Annotated in this window: 17 protein-coding genes and 1 pseudogene; 6 read left to right on the top strand and 12 right to left on the bottom strand. The window is 64.5% G+C overall.

The genetic code is table 11. The annotated features are described in order from the left end of the window. Window positions 1-21 precede the first annotated feature (21 nt). The 4 genes and pseudogenes from ACNSN7_RS10755 to ACNSN7_RS10740 all read right to left on the bottom strand — a co-directional run bounded on the left by ACNSN7_RS10755 (window position 22) and on the right by ACNSN7_RS10740 (window position 3863). Window positions 22-927, bottom strand: a complete 906-nt coding sequence (locus ACNSN7_RS10755; protein ID WP_418282284.1) for a thiamine-phosphate synthase family protein — start codon at window positions 925-927, stop codon at window positions 22-24. Further along, window positions 924-2633 carry a dCTP deaminase domain-containing protein gene (locus ACNSN7_RS10750; protein WP_418282293.1) on the bottom strand — a complete coding sequence of 570 codons (1710 nt, stop codon included), beginning with the start codon at window positions 2631-2633 and terminating at the stop codon, window positions 924-926. Before ACNSN7_RS10750 ends, ACNSN7_RS10755 begins: the two co-directional genes overlap by 4 nt. 17 nt (window positions 2634-2650) lie before the next feature. After that, window positions 2651-3005, bottom strand: a pseudogene (gene dcd / locus ACNSN7_RS10745) (dCTP deaminase); the annotation flags it as partial. A gap of 111 nt (window positions 3006-3116) precedes the next feature. Further along, window positions 3117-3863, bottom strand: a complete 747-nt coding sequence (locus ACNSN7_RS10740) for a YIP1 family protein (protein ID WP_418282282.1) — start codon at window positions 3861-3863, stop codon at window positions 3117-3119. Window positions 3864-3966: 103 nt separating this feature from the next. On the opposite strand from ACNSN7_RS10740, the gene ACNSN7_RS10735 reads away from it, so the two are divergent. The 3 genes from ACNSN7_RS10735 to truD all read left to right on the top strand — a co-directional run bounded on the left by ACNSN7_RS10735 (window position 3967) and on the right by truD (window position 7856). Then, entirely contained in the window at window positions 3967-5901 is a 1935-nt protein-coding gene (locus tag ACNSN7_RS10735) for a hybrid sensor histidine kinase/response regulator (RefSeq protein ID WP_418282281.1), read from the top strand. A gap of 68 nt (window positions 5902-5969) precedes the next feature. Further along, window positions 5970-6308 carry a peptidyl-tRNA hydrolase Pth2 gene (pth2, locus tag ACNSN7_RS10730; RefSeq protein ID WP_418282280.1) on the top strand — a complete coding sequence of 113 codons (339 nt, stop codon included), beginning with the start codon at window positions 5970-5972 and terminating at the stop codon, window positions 6306-6308. Beyond that, window positions 6309-7856, top strand: coding sequence for a tRNA pseudouridine(13) synthase TruD (truD, locus tag ACNSN7_RS10725; protein ID WP_418282279.1), 1548 nt, complete (start codon window positions 6309-6311; stop codon window positions 7854-7856). 79 nt (window positions 7857-7935) lie between these two features. Here the strand turns inward: truD and ACNSN7_RS10720 are convergent, their stop codons facing one another. Next, window positions 7936-8556, bottom strand: coding sequence for a DUF7097 family protein (locus ACNSN7_RS10720; protein ID WP_418282278.1), 621 nt, complete (start codon window positions 8554-8556; stop codon window positions 7936-7938). Between the two features lie 101 nt (window positions 8557-8657). Beyond that, entirely contained in the window at window positions 8658-10346 is a 1689-nt protein-coding gene (locus tag ACNSN7_RS10715; protein WP_418282277.1) for a thiamine pyrophosphate-binding protein, read from the bottom strand. A 552-nt stretch (window positions 10347-10898) separates the two neighbouring features. Here ACNSN7_RS10715 and ACNSN7_RS10710 point away from each other — a divergent pair. The 3 genes from ACNSN7_RS10710 (at window position 10899) to ACNSN7_RS10700 (ending at window position 13720) form a co-directional block, all read left to right on the top strand. Then, window positions 10899-11390: a hypothetical protein gene (locus ACNSN7_RS10710; RefSeq protein ID WP_418282276.1), complete on the top strand. Its 492-nt coding sequence runs from the start codon at window positions 10899-10901 to the stop codon at window positions 11388-11390. A gap of 91 nt (window positions 11391-11481) precedes the next feature. After that, the gene (locus ACNSN7_RS10705) at window positions 11482-12567 is read left to right on the top strand and encodes a hypothetical protein (RefSeq protein WP_418282275.1); all 1086 of its coding nucleotides are present in this window, start codon (window positions 11482-11484) and stop codon (window positions 12565-12567) included. A 1-nt stretch (window position 12568) separates the two neighbouring features. Then, window positions 12569-13720, top strand: coding sequence for a hypothetical protein (locus ACNSN7_RS10700; protein WP_418282274.1), 1152 nt, complete (start codon window positions 12569-12571; stop codon window positions 13718-13720). 422 nt (window positions 13721-14142) lie between these two features. Here ACNSN7_RS10700 and ACNSN7_RS10695 read toward each other — a convergent pair whose 3' ends face one another. From ACNSN7_RS10695 to ACNSN7_RS10670, 6 genes are read right to left on the bottom strand one after another with little or no spacing between them, the layout of a single operon-like run. Next, on the bottom strand, window positions 14143-15654 hold the full coding sequence (locus tag ACNSN7_RS10695; RefSeq protein ID WP_418282273.1) for an NADH-quinone oxidoreductase subunit N: 1512 nt from the start codon (window positions 15652-15654) through the stop codon (window positions 14143-14145). After that, window positions 15647-17179 (bottom strand): complex I subunit 4 family protein, encoded by a 1533-nt coding sequence (locus tag ACNSN7_RS10690; RefSeq protein WP_418282272.1) that lies wholly within the window; start codon window positions 17177-17179, stop codon window positions 15647-15649. The genes ACNSN7_RS10695 and ACNSN7_RS10690 overlap by 8 nt, the downstream gene beginning before the upstream one ends. After that, complete coding sequence (gene nuoL / locus ACNSN7_RS10685) at window positions 17176-19212, bottom strand: NADH-quinone oxidoreductase subunit L (protein ID WP_418282271.1); 2037 nt, start codon at window positions 19210-19212, stop codon at window positions 17176-17178. Before nuoL ends, ACNSN7_RS10690 begins: the two co-directional genes overlap by 4 nt. Before the next feature lie 33 nt (window positions 19213-19245). Continuing rightward, window positions 19246-19548 (bottom strand): NADH-quinone oxidoreductase subunit NuoK, encoded by a 303-nt coding sequence (gene nuoK / locus ACNSN7_RS10680; protein ID WP_418282270.1) that lies wholly within the window; start codon window positions 19546-19548, stop codon window positions 19246-19248. Further along, window positions 19548-19883, bottom strand: a complete 336-nt coding sequence (locus ACNSN7_RS10675; protein WP_418282269.1) for a hypothetical protein — start codon at window positions 19881-19883, stop codon at window positions 19548-19550. Before ACNSN7_RS10675 ends, nuoK begins: the two co-directional genes overlap by 1 nt. Next, the gene (locus tag ACNSN7_RS10670) at window positions 19880-20149 is read right to left on the bottom strand and encodes an NADH-quinone oxidoreductase subunit J (protein WP_418282268.1); all 270 of its coding nucleotides are present in this window, start codon (window positions 20147-20149) and stop codon (window positions 19880-19882) included. The genes ACNSN7_RS10675 and ACNSN7_RS10670 overlap by 4 nt, the downstream gene beginning before the upstream one ends. Between the last annotated feature and the right edge of the window lie 31 nt (window positions 20150-20180).

Raw genomic sequence — 20180 nt, 5'->3', positions numbered from 1 at the left:
GATGGGCTGTTCCTCCTGAGATCAGCAGATTTCGCGGACGATCCGCGCGGCGGCGGGTGCGTCGGGCCCGAGCACGTACACGATCGGCTCGACGCCGACCGCGCCGGTCTGATAGAGGATCAGCGCGTCGGCGTCGTCGAGGTCGGCTCTCGCGAGCGCCGCCGAGACGGCCTCGCGCGTGGGCCGTTCCGCGTCGAACTCAATGGTCGGGGACGACTCACCGAGCGCCGCGACCAGTTCGGGATCGTACCGGAGGTTAACCGCGCCGCGGGCGGTCGCGCCCGCCTCGCGGGCCGCGAGCAGGAGGGTGGCGACGTGCTCGCTCACGCCGAACTCCGGCTCGCCGGGCACCATCGCCCGACCCTTGACGTCGACGAGTCGGCCCGGAACCGCGGCGACGTCGTCTATCGTCTCTGCATCCGTGACGCACTCCGCGACGTTCGCGCCGACGTTCGGGATGAGGCGGGCGAATCCGGAGGCGTTCGTCAGCATCCGAAGACCGCGCCGGACCGACGCGAGGACGGTCTCACGCTCGCGGAGTCCGCTCTCGGGATCGTGAACCGTGAACTCGACGTCGGCGTCGGCCAGCGCCGGCATCGCCGCCTCGTGGAGCTCCGCGAGGAGGTCGCCCTCCTCCAACCGTCTGATGAGCACCTCGATCTCGACGAGCGCGGCGACCGGACTCAGGTCTCCGGACGCGAGCCCCGCCCCCACGCGTTCGACGAGCTCTTGGACACGCTCGTCGGCGACGATCCGGTCGTGCCTGGCGACGTCGCCGTGGGCGTACTTCGAGACGGCCGACTGCGAGATGCCGAGCGCCTCCGCGACCTCGCGCTGTGTGAACCCGCGATCGCGGAGGTCCTCGGCGAGCATCGACCGGACCGTCGGGAGGAACTCGTCGACGACGACCTCCTCGATGAACTTCATTCGCGGTCACCCGACGGATCGGCCTCCACGTCGGTTTCGACGCCCGGATCCGCTCCCGAGAACTCCGGATCGTCGCCGATCCGGGACGCCTGCGGGCCGTCTTGGTCCTGGTACTTCGAGCCGCGCTCGGTGCCGTACGGTCGGTCGGCCGGCGATTTCAGCTCGGTGAAGGTGAGCTGTGAGACGCGCATCCCCGGCGAGAGCGCGACGGGAGCGGTCCCGAGGTTCGACAGTTCGAGCGTGATCTGTCCGTGGTACCCGGGGTCGCACAGACCGGCGGTGTTCGAGAGGAACACGCCGCCGCGCCCTCCGAGGAAGTTCTCGACCGCGTTCCCGTTCGGCTGTACTTCGAGATCGTACGTCGGCTCGACTCGATCGGTTTCCTCGACTCGAACGACTTCCTCGAACCTGACGTCTCCATCGAGTATCTCGTCGATGCGGTCCGTGTTCGCGCCGGCTTCGGCGTACGCGTCACGGAATCGACGAAGCGTCTCACGTTTGATGGTGTCGTACTCCTCGTTTTCGACGTTCGAGACGCTGGACTGTGAAGAGTAATCCATCTCGGCAGCGGCTTCCTGCATCGTTAACCCGGCTTCGTGACGTATCTCCCGTAGTAACTGGCTCGGGACGGGCACGTACTGCCACCGTTTGTGCGAATCCACCGCGGTATCGATCGCATATTCGGTGCTCGTGTTGTGACTGTCGCCCATAGGAATGTACGTCTCGCGTTCTCGGTGATATTCCGAGTTTTCCAAGCCGAGCCGTGAAGCGAGATACATCGCCCGATCGGCGAGATCCTCGTTCGCCGTGTACAGTGTATCTCTCGTTTCTCGGCGGCAGCCGTCACCGTCCAGTAACCCCTCATGGACCGCTTCGAGTACGGACGTCGACCAGTTCCACGCCCGTTCCGGGACGTTCTTGTCCGATCCGGAACCGGCAAGAGCGCGGAACAGTTTCGACCAGAGCGCGGAACAGACGGTGAGGCGTTCGACACCGTGTTTGCCCTCTCTCCTGTAGACGCTCGCGTCGTAGTTCTCGAACCAGTTCTGGACGCGGTCGAGGAACTCGTCGTTCGTGTTCCCGAACCCGATATGTTTCCGTCGTGCGGATCCCTCGGCGATATAGAACCCGAGAACCCACCCGAACTCCGGCGTCAGTTCCATCTCACGTGGGAGTCGATACTCGCTCTGTTTGAACGCGACGTCGGTATCCGCGGGAGCGCTGGCACTCGACACACACGACAGCGGGGCGGCGTTTCGCGAGGCGTAATGTCGGCGTGAAGCCCTCGGTACGTCATCCGACCACCGTACGGCACCGAAACCGTCGGCGGCGTACGCAACCACGTCGTCGTCTCCCTCGAACAGCGAGACGAGATCGATCGTCGATTCCTCGGTGGGAGACGACGGGAGCGTTCCGGGTACCATCACGTGTGTCCCTTCGGCGTCGTCGCTGGGGATCCGTGTGACGCCGCCGGAACGGTCGATCGTGAAGAGGTTGTGGTCCTTCGTCACGAGCACCTCTCGACCGGACTCCAGCGTCACTCGGTAGATCCGCTTCGTGGGATTCGTGATGTGATCGGTGACGGCGTGCGTGCTCACACGAAGGCTCTTCGGATCGAACGCGACCGCACGTGCGGATCGTTCGTTTTCGACCACCTCCCCGATCTCGTAGAACCCGAGCCCCTCGTCGGGCGTCCAGAGAAACACCTGCTCGTCGTACGGCAGCGAGGCGTGCACCACGATCGCGAGGCGGCCGAGCGACGACCGTCCCTCGACGTGAGCGACGAGGTCGTCCGGGATCTCGACGCGCTCCGTGGTCGTTCCGAGCACGAAGTCGCCGGGATGGAGGATGAACTCCTCGCCTTCCGGCACCCTCGTCTCCGTGACGTACTCGCCGACCTCCTCGGCCTCCGTCGGGTGGATACAGGGGATGTTCGTCCGCTGGAACTCTAGAAAGCGCTCACCGAGCCGCAGGTCGACGCTTGCGGGCTGGACCTGCTGGTCGATGTCGTTCAGCGGCTCGATCGCGAGGTCGCCCTCGGCGAGTCGGGCGAGGATGTCGGCGTCCGACAGTATCATGGCGGGAAACGGGGCGGGCGCTACCTAAAGGCTCCCGAAACCGTCCCGGCCCGGCAGGCCCAAGTCGGGAAACGGAACGCGACGTCAGATGAGCGCCAGCGGGACGCGACGTCAGGCGAGCGCCAGCAGGAACGCGAGGCACGCGAACACGCCGGCGACGGCGGCCGCGACGCCGCGATCGAGGTCGTGGGTCGCTTCCAGTCCGCCGACGACGATCACCCATTGGACCGTGATGGTGATCGCGGAGACGACGGCGAGTGGCGTACTCACGGTGGATATCGCCGCGATGACGTCGGTCGCGATCGACTCGGTGGTCCCGCCCGCGATCTCGGCGGTCGCGAGCGCGTACCAGATAGCGGCGACGCCGGCGGCGAGTCGGAGCAGTTCGGGGACGATCGCCCACGCCGCCACGACGAGCGAGTCACCGAACGAGCCTCCGCCGCCCGAAACACGCGCCCCGACGTGGAGAACGACGCCGAACAGCAGCCACCAGACTGGGACCCCGAACAGACCGTAGTGAAGGTGTCCCATGGCCGCCTCACGGAGCTCCGTACCGGCGTCGACCGCGATCCGCTGGGGAGCGTCACAGCCCGCCGTGAGCGGCGAGTCGTCGTCGTGGACCGACGACTCACACACCCACTCGGGCGGCCGGTCCGGGTTGTCGACGGTGACCGTTTCGTCGATCGTCGCGTCGAAGGCCAGCCCGAGGCCGACGATGCCGAGCACCGTCCCAACCGTGACCGCGCAGACGACGACGAGAGCCACGCCCGGCGAAACGGCGGTTCCACTGAAGCCGGCACGCGACCGATCGAGGACGGCGCTGACCGTCTCGGAGAGGAGGGAAAGCGGGGAGGGCACGACTCCGGCGTTTCGTTGCCGCGGATATATGTCTTCTCCGTGTGGACGCGACGAAGCTCATCGCTTAAGTGTTCGCTCCCCGGATGAGGGATCAAGCGAGTCCATGACCGCCACCGCAGACACGATCCGGGTCCTTCACGTGGACGACGTGCCGGAGTTCGGCGACTTGGTTGCCACCCGTCTCGAACGCGAAAGCGATCGGTTCGACGTTCGAACCGCGAAAAGCGCTGACGAGGGAATGACAGTCCTGGCCGCCGGCAATATCGACTGCGTCGTCGCCGACTACGACATGCCTGAGCGGGACGGTCTCGAGTTCCTCGAGACCGTTCGCGAGGTGCATCCGGACCTCCCGTTCGTCCTCTACACCGGAAAGGGGTCCGAGACGGTCGCGAGCGAGGCGATCTCGGCCGGCGTCACGGATTACCTCCAGAAGGACCGTGGGCCCGACCAGTACGCGCTGTTGGCGAACCGGATCCGAAACGCCGTGGAACGAGTGCGAGCGACTCGCCAGGCGGCGAGTCAACGCCGGATCAACACGGTCGTCCGGACGGTCAACGAGGCGCTCGCTCGCTCGACGACCCGGTCCGAGATCGACGAGCGAGTGTGTGCGATCCTCTCCGATGCCGAGCCGTACCGGTTCGCCTGGATCGGCGAGCACGACGCCGGATCACGAACCGTCGAGCCACGACGGTCCGCCGGCATCGACGAGGCGTATCTCGCGGCGATCGAGATCACTACCGACGAGGACCCGACCGCTCTCGGCCCCACCGGGCGGGCGGTCCGAAGCCGCGAGCTGGCGGTGATGCAGAACATCCCGGAGGATCCCCGGTACGAGCCGTGGCGCGACGCCGCCCTGCAGCGGGGGTATCAGTCCAGTGCGGCCGTTCCGCTCGTGTACGACGACGTGCTGTACGGCGTTTTGAACGTGTACGCCGATCGTACGTACGCCTTCGACGAGGGCGAGCGACGGTTGCTCGCGGACCTCGGCGAGACGATCGGTCACGCGTACCACCGGATCGAACTCCAGCGACAGTACGCCGACCAGTACAGCACGCTGTTCGAGGAGGCACCGGTGATGTTCGTGTTCACTCGGACCGTGGAGGGAGAACCGATCATCGAGGACTGCAACCGGGCGTTCGCCGAGCGACTCGGCTACGCGAACGGCGAGATCGAGGGCACCCCACTCGCCGACTACTACACGGCGGAGTCAGCCGACCTGCTGCTCGAGGGGAACGGCTACCAACGAGCCCTCTCGGAGGAGTTCGTGCGCGAACAACGGACCCTGGTGGCTCGCGACGGGGAGGAGGTACTCACCATCCTGCGCGCGTCCCCGCGACGGAGCCGGGACGGCGAACTGGTCGGGGTACACGCGATGTTTCTCGATATCACGGACGAAACGCAGGTCCAGCGGCTCGAACGGCGGAACGATCGATTAGACGAGTTCGCCAGCGTCCTTTCACACGACCTTCGGAACCCCCTGAACGTCGCCCGGGGTCGGTTGACGCTGGTTGGTGAGGAGTGTGACTCCGACCATCTCGCTCCGATCGACCGCGCCCACGAACGGATGGAGTCGCTGATCGAGGACCTGCTCACGCTAGCCCGCGAAGGGGCGGCCGTAACCGACCGTGAACCGGTCGATCTCTCGACGACGGTCGACGCGTGTTGGGAGAACGTCGAAACGGGAGACGGGACCGTCTCCGTCGAGTGCGATCGAACGGTACTGGCCGATGAGAGCCGACTGAAACAGATCTTCGAGAACCTGTTCCGGAACGCGGTCGAACACGGCGGAAACGGCGTCTCCGTGACGATCGGGGAGCTACCTGATGGCTTCTACGTCGAGGACGACGGACCAGGGATTCCGGACGACGACCGCGACCGCGTGTTCGAAGCCGGATACTCGTCGAGTCGCGAGGGGACCGGCTTCGGGCTCAGCATCATCAAACGGATCGTCGAGGCACACGACTGGAACGTCCGTGTGATCGAGGGATCGGCGGGCGGTGCGCGGTTCGAGATCACCGGCGTCGAGTTCTCCACGTAGCGCCGTGTGGCGTCGTCATCGGGGGGTGAGAGAACAGAGCTATACCGGCGGCGGCGGTGTACACGGACATGAAACAGGTGATCGTCGCCCGCCGAGACCTCGGTATGGGCGAGGGAAAACTCGCCGCACAGGTCGCACACGCGTCGCTGTCGGCGTATCAGGACGCGAGCCGACGCGCCCGCAAGAAGTGGCAGGGCGAGGGCCAAAAGAAGGTCGTACTCGGCGGCGACTCCGAGAGCCAGCTGTTCGAGCTGGCTGACAAAGCGGAGACGGAGGGGCTCCCGTACGCGATCATTCGCGACGCGGGCCACACGGAACTGGAGCCCGGAACCGTCACCACGCTCGCGGTCGGTCCTGCCCGCGACGACAGCGTCGACCGCGTCACCGGGGACCTCCCGCTGTACTAGATGATCGACGACTCGCCAGATCACACCGACGACTCGCCAGATCACACCGACGACTCGCCCGACTCCGCGGTTCCGTCCGGTCTCCGCGCGGCTCACCCCATCGAGCGCGCCGTCGGAATCGACTACTACGTCAGCGACGTCGACGGGATCGGCGGTCGACTCCGCGAGTCCCCCGACGACTTCCGGGTTCGGGAGCTGGAGGCGTTCGACGCCGAACCGCTCGACTCGGATCACGGCAGCTACCCCGAACTCGTCGTCCGAGTCACCCTTCGAGACTGGGACACGAACGATTTCGCACGTCGGATCTCCGACGCACTGGGTATGAGCCGCGAGCGCGTCTCCTGGGCGGGAACGAAGGACAAACGCGCGGTCACGACCCAGCTGTTCACCCTCCGTGACGTCGACCCCGAGGACCTCCCCGAGATCCGCGGGGTCGATATCGAGCCCGTCGGACGCGCCGGGCGGTGGCTGTCGTTCGGCGACCTCGCGGGCAACGCCTTCGAGGTCCGGGTCACGGAGACGGTCGCGGACGCCGACGAGCGCGTCCGCTCCGTCGCCGCCGACCTCCGCGCGTTCGCGGGCGGGGACCCGGATGTCGGTGACGGAGGCGACGACGTCGTCGCGGCCGACGGCGATCCGATCGGCGTCCCGAACTACTTCGGCCAGCAGCGCTTCGGCAGCAAGCGACCGGTCACCCACGAGGTCGGGTTGGCGGTCGTACGAGGGGACTGGCGCGACGCGGTCCGGCTGTACGCCGGCAACCCCGACGAGAACGAGCCCGACGACACTCGCGCGGCGCGGGCCCGCGTCGACGAGGCGTTCGGGATCGACGACGGGTCCGGCGATGGGTCCGGCGATGGCGCAAGCGACGGAGACGGACCCGGCGAGGGCGACTGGGCCGCGTGTCTCGACGCGCTCCCCCGAAAGCTCCGGTTCGAGCGCTCGATGGTCCATCGGCTCGACGAACGCGACGTCGATCCGGCCGCGCCTGCCGACGACGAGGACTGGCGACACGCGCTGGAGGCGGTGCCGTCGAACCTCCAGCGACTGTTCGTCAACGCCGCACAATCCGCGCTGTTCAACCGGATCGTGAGCGAGCGTCTCCGCCGCGGACTCCCCTTCGACCGGCCCGTCGCGGGCGACGTCGCCTGTTTCGCCGACGGGGACGCCCCCGCGGAGCTGTACGCGCCGGACGCCGACCGGATCCAGCGCGTCGACGCCGACCGCGTGAGCGTGATGGAACGACACTGCGCCCGCGGACGGGCGTTCGTCACCGCACCGCTGGTCGGCACCGACACGGAGTTGGCGGACGGCGAGCCCGGCGAGATCGAACGAGAGGTGCTCGCCGCGGCCGGCATCGACCCCGCCGACTTCGAACTCCCCGGCGAGTTCGACTCCTCGGGCACTCGCCGTGCGATCCTCCTCCGCACCGACCTCGACGTCCGGTTCGAGGACGGTGACCCGACGTTCGCGTTCGCGCTCCCGAGCGGGTCGTACGCGACCGTGCTCCTCCGTGAGTTCCTCAAGAGCGGCCCGATCGATCTGTAGACGTCGGAGCCGTCGACGCCGACCGTCCCACGTGCCCCGCCGGGACCGATCGCGGCGATATCGTCGCCGTCGGACGGGTTCACCGACCGCCCGGGCCGTCGTCCCCCATCCGCTCGCCGTCCCGTTCGTCGTACCGCTCTCGAGCGGTCCCGAACGCGGTCTCGGAGCGCGCGCGGGATCGACGACGTTCCCGCTCCGCGATCGCCGCCGGGTCGGGACTCGCGTCGTCGTCGATCCGCGCGATCGATCGGTGCACCTTCGCGTGACACCAGCGACACAGCGAGACGGTGATCTCGTGGGGGCCGGCGTCGTCGCCGTCGGCCGGCGCGGTGGTTGCGTCGTCGCCGTCCGCTGGCGCGGTGGTTACGTCGTCGCCGTCGACGGCTCCGTACTGGAGGTGATGCTCCTCCAGCAGCGGCCGCGAGTCGTCGTGGGCGATCCGCAGTTCACGCAGCCCGCACCGGACGCACTCGTCGCCGTCCGTCGTCGACCGGTAGTGGGGGCAGCCGTGCCACCGGTTCTCGGCACCGACGTGGCACGCGTAGTCGTCGTCCCGACGCGCGGCGGCGAACGCGGGATCGTTGCCGGCGTAAGCGAGCGCGTACCGACAGCGACCGTCGTCGGTGAGGTGATCGCAGACGCCGGCGACCTCGTAGGGGTCGTCGACGCCGACCGGGGTGCCACCTGGCGTCCGTTCCATGTCGACCCGTTCGTGTCGACGGGCTTGAACCCCCGGTCGCTATGCGTCCCTCCCGTCCCGACACGCCGTACCTCGGAGGCGCGGTCGCGATCGCCGATTCGTCACGTTTTGCTACGGTGACGGACTTCGTGATTCACCTTACAGTCGACGACGATGGGGCCGTCGGGCTCCGCGCCGAGTTCGTCCGCGAGCGCCGTCAGGTCGTCGATACTACGAACGGTGAACCCCTCGGCCCCGAGCGACTCGGCGACGTCGGCGATCTCCGGCGACGAGATGAGTGCGACGCCCGGTGGCTCGCCCTGTACGTCGAGGCTGTGATACTCGGAGCCGAGCGAGCCGTCGTTCATAACGATCAGCGTCATCGGGACGTCGGCTCGGACGGCCGTCTCCAGCTCCTGGAGCGACATCATAAAGCCCGCGTCGCCACACACCGTGACGCAGGTCTTCTCGCTCGCGGCCACCGCGGTTCCGACGCCCATCGGAAGTCCGAGCCCGATGCCGGCGAAATCGAGCGTGAACGTGAGGTCCTCCGGCGGCGTGCGGATCCCGTCCATACACCACCGCGTGAAGTGCCCCCCGTCGAGGACGAGCTTCCGCTCGTCGGGGAGGATCCGGTTCAGTTCGGTGACGAGCGCTCGTGGGTCGACGGTGCCCGGCACCGTCGGGAACTCCCGGTCGTTCATCGGCGACGCCTCGGCGATGCGCGTCCGACGGTCCTCGGTCCACAGCGCCTCGCCGCGGTCGATCCCCCGCCGCTCAACCTCAGCGAGAAGCGCCTCGACGGTCACGCGGGCGTCCCCCGCGATCCCGAGGGCGACGTCGGTGTACCGGCCGATCGCCGTCGGGTCCCGGTCGACGTGGACCACCCGCGTCTCCTCGCCGAACACGTGTCCCTCGTCGACCGTGTAGGGGTTCAGGCTCGCGCCCACGGCGAAGACGACGTGGGCCTCGTTGGCGTACTCGTTCGCGAGCGGCGACCCCCAGCTGCCCGTGAACCCGACGTGGTACGGGTGGTCCACGAAGTAGTCGCGCGCCTGCAGCGAGGTGGCAAGCACCGCGTTGATGCGCTCCGCGAACGTCTCGATCGCCTCCCGCGCGCCCGCCTCGACCGCGCCGTAGCCGGCCAGCACGACCGGCGGCCGAAACGCGTCGCTGTCGACGTACATGTCGATCGCTCGGCGGACGAGCTCCTCGTCCGGGTGGACGCGCGCGTCGTCGACCGTCGGCGTGTCACGTCCGTTCACTCCACCTTCGATTCCGCCCTTCGCGTCGAGACCCCCGTCGAATCCGTCCAGATCGCCGTCCATCACGTCCCACGGGACCTGCACCGCGATCGGCCCGTCGCCCGCAGCCACCCGTCTGTACGCGTCCGAGACCGTCTCGACGAGCGTCTCCGGGCTTCGAGCCGACGTCACCGTCCCCACCGTCGAGCGGAGGTACGCCTCCTGCTCGAACGCCTTCACGTCGTACGACGCCGACAGCGGCGGCTCGGGGACGACGAGCAGCAGATCCGACCCCTTCTTTCGCGCGGTGACCAACGCGTTGCCGGTCTGTGACACCGCCGGGCCTCGTCCGACGAGACAGACGCCGACGCGATCGGTGGCCCGCGCGTACCCGTCGGCCATCGCCACCGCGCCCTGCTCGTGTCGCGCCTTCACCATCCGTACGTCGTCGCTCCACTCCGTCTCGAGCTCCGCCATCATGGCCATCGTGTCCTCCGACATGAGCGTGAACACGGTGTCGACGCCAGCGGCGTCGAGCAGCCGGACGATCGCGTCGTGACCCTTCATTATCCACGGGTCCCGTCGGGCGTGGATCACTTAAAAAGACCGTGACGAGGGTGGCATCGACACAGCAGTGATCGATAGCGGGAGTGGATGTACCAGATCGGTGGCGTGGTTGTTTATACGTGGAACTGGGGTGTTTCTGGCGGGTGTCGATAACTGATCGACGACTCTGCGATGAACACCTGCAAAGCCCCAGCCGCGACAACTTGGGTTCCGGAAGACGATCGCCTCGCTGCTCGCGGCTTCGTCGCTCGCTGCGGTGTCGCCGGCGGCTCTGCCGCGTCGACTGCCCATGGCGCGTAGCGCCACGCTGCTTGCGGAAGACAGCGAAACAGACTTTTATGGATTCTGCCAGGAAGTCCCGTGCAAGACGTACAGCGCATATCGGTCATAGGCGAGCCATCAAATCATCCCGAACTAAGGTTTCCATACAAAGAATTCCTGTTTCTCCCACCCTGGTAACGCTCGGTGGTTCTCTCCACAATACCTGGATTACTCGGATCCAACCAAATCGTCTTGGAAAGAGATATGTGAACCACGGAGAACAACTGGTGTGTGCCAACGACCGTTCCAGTCTGGGTATCAATAGCAGCCACACTACTCGGAGGTGGCATCTTAGCATATGGCGTTCGCCAAGTCTGGAGCGGTCACAAACTAAAGAAGGCGCTCAAGGCCGAGGTACAATCGATGAAGGGCCTCGAGAACTGCAAGAACTCGATGAATTCCCGGAAATCACCACCCTCAGACAAGCCACTCTCCCCTTCTGACGTTCCACCTGCAGGGTCGATCCCGACCACGATATACGAGTCGAACATCGGTCAGCTGGGGCTGCTTCGTCGGAAGGACCTCACAGATGTTGTCGAGTTCTACTCTGACGTGCTCCGATACAAGGCAATCATCACTGCTGTCAGATCCGGTGAGGATATTCCTGAACCAGATCAGAAAGACCTCTACGACTCCATTAGTTCCTTGGAGCATCGTCGTCAGTCCCTTTTCGGGGAAGACTGGATGCCAGACACCGAGGACGACGGACCCGCTGATGATTGAAAAGTAGGTGATATAGTGAACACTTATGTTGGGCCGTTGATTTAGTTATTACACCCACACAGCCGAGAGCATTATCCATCGGACTCCCATCATGAGTGAACTAGACTTCCTTGAAGCGAAAAACCTCTCGTTCTCCTCAGAGTCCGATTTCTTCCAGTACATCACCAACGACGTTCATTTAGAGGATGTCGATGGTAACATCAACCTGATTGGGTCCGTGAGCGACTACCTCACCAAAGATAACTTCGTCCAAGCTCTCGACAATGGCTTCGAGACCATCTGGTCCACCGACGACCTCTATCTTTTGGCAGCCCACACCGGGTCGTCTTCAATTCCATACTATGTATATCTCGATGAGGACTTCCCCGTGTTCCTCACCACCGCCAACATCACGGACGAGATGCCGGGAACCATCGAAAACTTTCTTAAATCCGACCCGAACCTGGGTCGGTTCTGGCTCTCCATGGAACAAATGGAGTTGCTACGCGCAGAGATCTCACGCAAATACGACGATCTGATTATCCCGTTCTTTACCGGCCATCGTTCCGAGTATACAGAAATCCCAGCAGAGAAACGCGACGAAATCGACCGTACCGTTTCGTATTGGGGTGAGGATGGTCGTCAGGCGTACAAGGAGATGCGCACCAAATACGGAGTTCTCCCGACAAATCTCGTGTTCGAACGCCCGAATCATTTCAAGTTTGGAATCAAACAGGAAGGTGTCTTCAAGCACCAAGGTGGCTCGATTACAGAGACGTGGGAGCTATATCGAAGTGAACGGGCCCGAAAAAGCCGCGTGAAGAACGCGATTAACAGCGGTGGGTACGATACCGATGCACGGAGTGAGCAGTTCGAAAGTCGTACAATTTCGGGCAGCAGACCATGGGCTGTAGAGATGGATGAAGCAATGAGCACCGACCCGCTCGAAAGCTTCGTCCCCCACATCAGCGAGGAGGAAATGGAGTTCAGTGTTGCAGGCTACAAAGCAAAGCCAAACACTCCTGGATTCGACGCGCAACTGGTCGATACGAACAGCTACGGTAGTACCAAACTCCGTGGGCGTAGAAAGACGATTCGAGTATACCCACACCAGGGTTCAGGAATTGACCAGCACTTCCGTATCTACAACTTCGTTCAGGATCACTTCGATCCTGCCTGTCGAGCAGTAGAAGTCTAACATGATTTCGCCGGAAGATGTAGACTCGGATAACTACCTTCCCAGGCTTTCTGATCGGGATGAGTCTGACTTCCGGGAGAAGTACGAAGAGAAGCACGGAGAGCTGTCGTACGACGCTTCTGAGACTGCTGTAAAGGCATTACTCCGGAACAAGCACGAGCCTCAGCATGAGGTGTCCGAAGCGATCGCTGATGGGTTCCATCCGTACAACGACGAGGGCATGGAGACTGGGTATGAGGTTGCGCTTACGAACCCATTGTGCGAGATACGAGAGACTCCCGCCGACGTGCTGTTAACAGCGCAGGACTATCGAGAGGTCCATCTCTGCTTCGTGGTGTGTGAGGCAGGCGGTGAGAACTACGTTGAATGGGCGAGGAACATCAATGAGGTCAGCGACCTGTACACTGGTCACGAAGAGGAACTTCTAGAGCAAATCCCGATTGAGGGTCTTGACCCCGGCCATGTCCAGTTCGTCACCGCGGCTCCCAAAGAGGATCTACCGGATATCAATTTTAAGTACATGAAGGGTAGTGTCTCTCCGGATAACTACTCGTTGTGGGTGGTTGATGACGACTACGAGGGGAACGGGGACCGGCAGGTTGAGTTGCGGAAGGAGTACGGTACGGTCGCTCATCGGCAGCTACGGACCGTGCTTGAATCGGGGTTCGATTACGGGAAAGGAGAGAACACGGAAATCAATTGTACGCTCAACAGTCACGACTTCATTGCGCTCCGTGAGACGTTTATGGGGCTGATGCTCAAACAGCATGCTGCGGACAAGGAACAGCCTCGTGAATTCAACCGAGACGATTTCGTAGACGAACTGACGAGGCAAACACAGGTTGCCGATCCACCCGAGCAAAAGGTCGACGTGATTCGTTCACGGGCAAGTACTCTGCTGGTGGTGGCTGATGATGCGGAGATGGTGTACTCGGGGTCGAATAGCAATATCAATACGAATCGGGATTTCCGGCTGCGCTATCCGACTGGGATGCCTACGCAGGTTCCAGAGCATATCAAACCGAAATACATCGAGTATCGAACACCGATTAAGATGGCAGAGGATGCTTATGACCAGGCTCGTGCCGAGTTCGAGCCTACTGATCCATTGAAAACAGAGTTGGATGAGTCGGATTCGTGGGGGACGGACTAGGGTATCTCGCGTCGGTTAGAGTTGGTTGTTCATATAGCGTCGTACGACAATATGAGGGCGATGCCGAGAAGGACTGCGACGAGTATCGGCCCTGGAGTCACGACACCGGTCAATCCGAGCGCTCCGAGCACGATCATCGTGAGTGAGAGAGTAAGTATCGAAACACTACGAAGCCGGATCGAATGCATGTAGTAGCTACATGCACCAACGGTCCACATATCGTATTCAAAAAACAAACCGTGAATAAAACGTGGTCGGCGTGGCCAATGTATCCTCTATATTCAGCAGTTAGTACTAGCCCAGATCGCACACCGAATAGGTGGCGCGATGAGGTATGGAGCCCCCTCACAACCGTGGCCGGAAATCGGTGGAACGGAGACGGCGGAGCGATCCGCGAACCGACGACGAGTGTCGGGCCGCGATCAGAACAGCGCGGACGCGGCCGCTTCGGCCGTCTCGATGACGGGACCGAAGCCGGGCAGCAGCAACACCGTCGCGACCGCCGCGAAGATCACGGCGGCGTACAGACCGGTCGGACGCACGTCGATCGTATCGAGCGCGCTCTCCGAGGCGGGGTCGTCGATGAACAGCGCCTTCACGACTCGGCTGTAGTAGTACAGCGAGATCACGCTGTTGATCGCGCCGATCGCCGCCAGCCAGATGAAGCCGTTGTCGATCGCTCCCATGAACAGGAAGTACTTCGAGAAGAAGCCGGCGAAGGGCGGCAGCCCCGCCAGCGAGAACATGAACACGGCCATCGCCGTCGAGGCGACGGGCGCGCGCTGCGCTAACCCCGCGTAGTCCTCGAACGTGCGACCGACGCCCCACCGCTCCGCGAGGGCGACGAACAGGAACGCGCCCGTGTTCATGAAGCCGTACACGAGCAGGTGCGCCATCGCGGCACCCATCACCGCGGCGTTCCCGTCACCGCCGGCGGTGAGGGCGGCGAGCCCGATCAGCGCGTAGCCGGCGTGGCCAACGGAGGAGTACGCCAACATCCGCTTGACGTTCTCCTGGACCGCGGCCGCGAAGTTGCCGAGCGTCATCGTCACGACCGCGAGGATCCCGAACGCGAGCACCCAGTCGATGCCCGCCGTCAGCGACGCCCCGATCGGGAACGCCTCGGTGAACACGCGGAACGCGACCACGAACCCGGCGGCCTTCGACGCCGACGAGAGGAACGCGCTCACGGGCGCGGGCGCGCCCTCGTACGCCTCCGGTGCCCAGAAGTGGAAGGGGACGGAGGCGGTCTTGAACGCGACGCCCCCGATCATCATCACGACGCCGAGTCCGGCGACCCCGGCGAGCCCGTCGAGCGCCGCCATCTCCTCGGCGACGTCGCCGAGGATCAGCGAGCCGGTCGCGGCGTACACGAGCGAGATCCCGAACACGAAGATCGCCGAGGAGACCGCCCCGACGAGGAAGTACTTCAGGCTCGCCTCCACGCTGCCGCGGTTTTTCTTGAGGAACGCGACGAGCGCGTACGACGGCAGCGACGCCATCTCCAAGGCGACGAACACGACCGCGAGCGAGTTCGCGACCGCGAGCAGCGACATGCCGGTCGCGGCGAACATCACCAGCGAGTAGAACTCCGCCGGGCTCTCGTGGTCGTGGAAGTAGTCGTGTGCGGCGACGACGACGAGCGAGGTCACCGACGCGAAGATCGCGGTGAAGAACAACGCCATCGTGTCCACCTTGATCGCGTCCGCGAACAGGTAGATCGCGCCGCCGGTGTCGACGTGGCCGGTGCCGGCGACGACGAACCAGACGGTGAACGCGAGCGACGTCAGCGCGCCGAGCGTGCCCACGACCGCCATCGACGTGTTCGACCGTTCATCCGGTCGGACCGTGTCGACTAACAGCAGTGCGAGTCCGGTGAACGCCAGCGTCAACGCCGGCGCGAGCGCGGCCCACTCGGGAAGCTGCTCAACCATCGACCGTCACCCCCTCGACGACCGGCATCGCGGCATCACGGATCATCTCGAAGAACAGGTCGGGCGCGACGCCGAGCACGATTATCGCCGCCAGCAGCACCGCGAGCGGCGCGACGTCGTGGACGGGTGCGCGCCCGACGTCGTAGTCGGTTTCGAGCCGGAACGGCCCGAACAGCGTTTTCTGCATCGCCGCGAGCAGGTAGCCGGCGACGATGACGATACCGAACATCGCCAGCGCCGTGAAGACGGGCGCGTACGGGAGCGTCTCCGCGCCGAACGCGCCGACGAAGATGAAGAACTCCCCGGCGAAGCCGGCCATCAGCGGCAGGCCCATGTACGCGAACGCGCCGGCGACGAGGATGCCGACGGCGACGGGCATCCGGTCGGCCATGCCGGCCATATCGTCCACCATCCGCGTGTGGGTCGCGTTGTACACGACGCCGACCGACATGAACATCAGTCCCGAGATGAGCCCGTGTGCGACCATCTGGAACGTCGCGCCGCCCACGCCGTACTCGGTGAACACGACGAGCCCGAGGATGACGTAACCCATCGAGGAGACGGAGGAGTACGCGACGATGCGCTTGAGGTCCTTCTGTGCGAGCGCCAACATCGCACCGTAGATCACGCTGATCACGGCGATGGTGGCGATCGGTATCGCCAGCATCGACGCCTGTTCTGGCAGCATCGTGAAGTTGAACCGGAGCAGGGCGTACGTCCCCATCTTCAGGAGAACGCCGGCCAGCATCACCGAGACCGGCGTCGGGGCCTCGACGTGGGCGTCCGGCAGCCACGTGTGGACGGGAACGATCGGCACCTTCACCGCGAAGCCGAAGAACATCGCGAGGAACGCGCCCATCGCGATCGTCTCCGGCGGAATGCCGAACCAGGTCCCGAGTTCGCCGGCCGCGATCGCCTGCGTGATCTCCGGGAGCCCGAAGGAGCTCACGGAGTCACCCAACGAGAACACGAGTCCCATGAACCCGATGAACATCACGAGCGACGCCGCGTTCGTGTACACGAAGAACTTGATCGCGGCGTACTTCCGGCGCGGGCCGCCCCAGACGCCGATGAGGAAGTACATCGGGACGAGCACGGCCTCCCAGAAGACGAACCAGAGGAAGAAGTCGAGCGCCGTGAAGACGCCGAGCAGGTTCGCCTCCATGAACAGCATGAGCCCGTAGAACTGGCTCTGTCGGGCGTCGATCGGAGTCCACGCGCTGACGATCGCCAGCGGAACGAGGAACGTCGTGAGCACGACGAGCGGGAGACTGATCCCGTCCAGCCCGACGAACCACGATATCGATCGACCGCCGACCTCGAGCCATTCGACGCGCGTCTCGAAGGCGATGGCACCGCCGGTCAGGGCGTTGCCGCCGGTCTCGAACAGCGACCACAGGTAGAGGCTCCCGACGAAGGGAACCAGACTGAGCGCGAACGCGAGTCGGCCCGCCCACTCGTCCGGTGCGAGCATGACCGCCAGCGCGGCCGCGAACGTGAATCCGATAAGTGTTTCGAGTATCATAGGAACCACCCCCCGGTGACGCCGAGGAGAACGATGAGTACGACCAGTCCGATGGTGAGCATGGCGGCGTACTGTGACACGACGCCGGTCTGGATCCGGCGGACCCGGTCCCCGACCGCGAGACTCACCGAGGAGATCCCGTTGACGACGCCGTCAACGATCCCCTGATCGAAGGTGTCCGCACCGCCCGCGGCGTCCGCAGTTCGGTAGGCGAGCCACACCTGCAGCTCGTCCTGGTAGTAGTTGTTGTACAGCACGTCCTTGAGGCCGCCGAGCTTCGCCGTGTGCTCGGTCGGCTCCGCGACGTTGTACAGCTTCCAGGCGACGAGCACGCCGGCGACGGCGAGCCCGAGCGAGAGCGCGGCGGCGACGATCAGCGTCGTCTCCGCGCTGCCGGCGATCTCGCCGGCCGCGTATCCGCTGTACGTTTCGAGCAGGCCGTTGTACGCGGAGTAGCTGACGCCGTCGATGCCGCCGAAGTCGTTGTCGAGCCACCGGGTGAGGAAGTCGATCCCCTCGATTCCGAGCAGCTTCTGAACCGGCACCATGTTGATGAAGCCGGCGACGACCGCAAGCGATCCGAGCACGGTCAGCGGCCCCTTCACGTTCCAGCGTACCGCGTGCGGGTCACGCGCCGTCTCCGAGCGCGGCTCGCCGTGGAAGGTCAAAAAGACCATCCGGAACGTGTAGAAGGCGGTGACGGGCACCGCGAGCAGTCCCATGATCCAGCCGCCGAGCAGGAGCGGTTCGCTCAACCCGTGGATGAACGCCTCATAGAGGATCTCGTCTTTCGACCAGAACCCGGAGAACGGGAAGATACCCGCGAGCGCGAGCGACCCCGCGAGGAACGTGTAGTACGTGACGGGCATCTTCGATTTCAGTCCGCCCATGTCCCACATGTTCTCGTTGTGGTGCATCGCGATGATGACCGCACCCGCACCGAGGAACAGTAGCGCCTTGAAGAAGGCGTGCGTCATCAGGTGGAACGTCGCGGCCACGTACGAGCCCGCACCGAGCGCGAGCATCATGTAGCCGTACTGCGAGATGGTTGAGTAGGCGAGCACCTGTTTGAGCTCCTCTTTGACGACGCCCATCGTCGCGGCGAACAGCGCCGTGAACCCGCCGACGAACGCGATGATCGCGAGCGTCGTCGGGGTCAGCGCGTAGAAGCCGTACATCCGGGCGACGAGGTAGACGCCGGCCGCGACCATCGTCGCGGCGTGAATGAGCGCGGAGACCGGCGTCGGGCCCTCCATCGCGTCGGGGAGCCAGGTGTGGAGCGGGAACTGCGCGGACTTCCCGACCGCACCGCCCAACACGAGGAGTCCGACGACCGTGAACCAGGTGCCGACGTCGAGGCCGAACGGCGTCCACGCGTCGAAGTTACCGTTCAGCGCCTGCTCGGCGAGCGCGGGGAACGATCCGGAGCCGGCGAACTGCGCCGTGCCGAACGTCGCGAACACGGCGACGAGGCCGACGAGGAAGAAGTAGTCGCCGAACCGGGTGACCAGAAACGCCTTCTTCGCCGCCGACGGCGGGCCCGGCTCCCGGAAGTGGAAGCCGATGAGCAGGTACGAGCAGAGCCCGACCAGCTCGAAGAACATGAACGCCATCAGCAGGTTGTCGGCGACGACGAACCCGAGCATCGAGGCGGTAAAGAGGCCGAGCCCGGCGTAGTAGCGCGGGAGGCCCGTCTCGCCCTCGTCGTTCATGTAGCCGAGCGAGAAGACGTGCACGAGCAGCGCGATCAGCGTCACGATGACGAGCATCAGCGCCGACAGCGGGTCGATCAGCAGGCCGAACGTCAGTTCGAACTGGTCGCCACCCGCCCACGTGTAGATCGTTTCGTTGTACGTGCGGCCGCCCGCGACCGTCGCGAGCACCCACAGCGACAGCAGGAACGAGCCCGCGGTCGCGGCGATACCTCCGAACGCGCCGCCCTTCGGTAGATACCTGCCGACGCCGAGCGCCACCAGGAACGAGAAGAACGGCAGCAGTACGATGGCCGGCACGTACGCGAACGCGTCTACCATCGTCCCACCTCCGTGATATCGAGTACCGTCATCTTACCACCTCATCTCCCTTGGAACAGTCACGTCCGTTTCACCGAAGTTACGGTACAACACGAGGATGATACCGATCCCGATCGCGACCTCAGCAGCGGCGAGCGCGATGACGAACAGCGCGAACACCTGCCCCGTCAGGTCGCCGTAGTACAGCGCGAACGCGACGAGGTTGATGTTCGCTGCGTTCATCATGAGCTCGACGCTCATCAGGAAGTACAGCGCGTCACGCCGCGTGAGCACGCCGAACAGACCGATACAGAACACGCCGGAAGCCAACACGAGGTACCACTCGGGTGGCATCATCACCGATCACCTCCGTCCGTGAGCGCCCCGCCGACCGCCGAGATGATGGTGCCGTCCTCCTCGCGTTTCGCGAGGTAGATGGCCCCGTCGACGGCGACGTCGAGCGCGACCGCGACGATCAGAAACGCCGCGAGAAAGCCCTCCGAGGGAATCGTCGCGACGCCGTGTTCGCCGAGGTTGAACAGCGCGTAGCCGATGTTGTGCACGACCGACTCGCCCTCGGGGAAGCCCGCCGCCTCCCCGAACTCCGCGGTCAACGCCGTGAGCGCCATCAGGCCGAACAGCGATCCGACCGCGATGGCCGGCACGAGCCGGCTCGCTCCGTCGTCGCTCATAAACCACTCACCTCCCTGTCCGTCCGTTCCGATCGCGTGAGCATCACGGCGAACGTGACTAAGATCAGCACCCCGCCCACGTAGACGAGGATCTGCATGGCGGCCAGAAACTCCGCCTGCAACATCACGTAGTGAACCGCGACGCTCGTCAGGGCACCGCCTAAAAGCAGCGCGGCGTGGAACACGTCGCGCGCCAAGACGACCCCCACACTGAACGCCAACGTCACCGCGGCGAACAGCGCGAACGCGATGGTTTCATAAACCATTGTGTATGTCTCCTTTGAGAGTCCCTTTGAA

The organism is Halorubrum rarum (assembly GCF_048380895.1).
Lineage (GTDB): Archaea > Halobacteriota > Halobacteria > Halobacteriales > Haloferacaceae > Halorubrum.
Note: the sequence above shows the minus strand (reverse complement) of the source record. Positions and strands in the feature narration are given on the sequence as shown.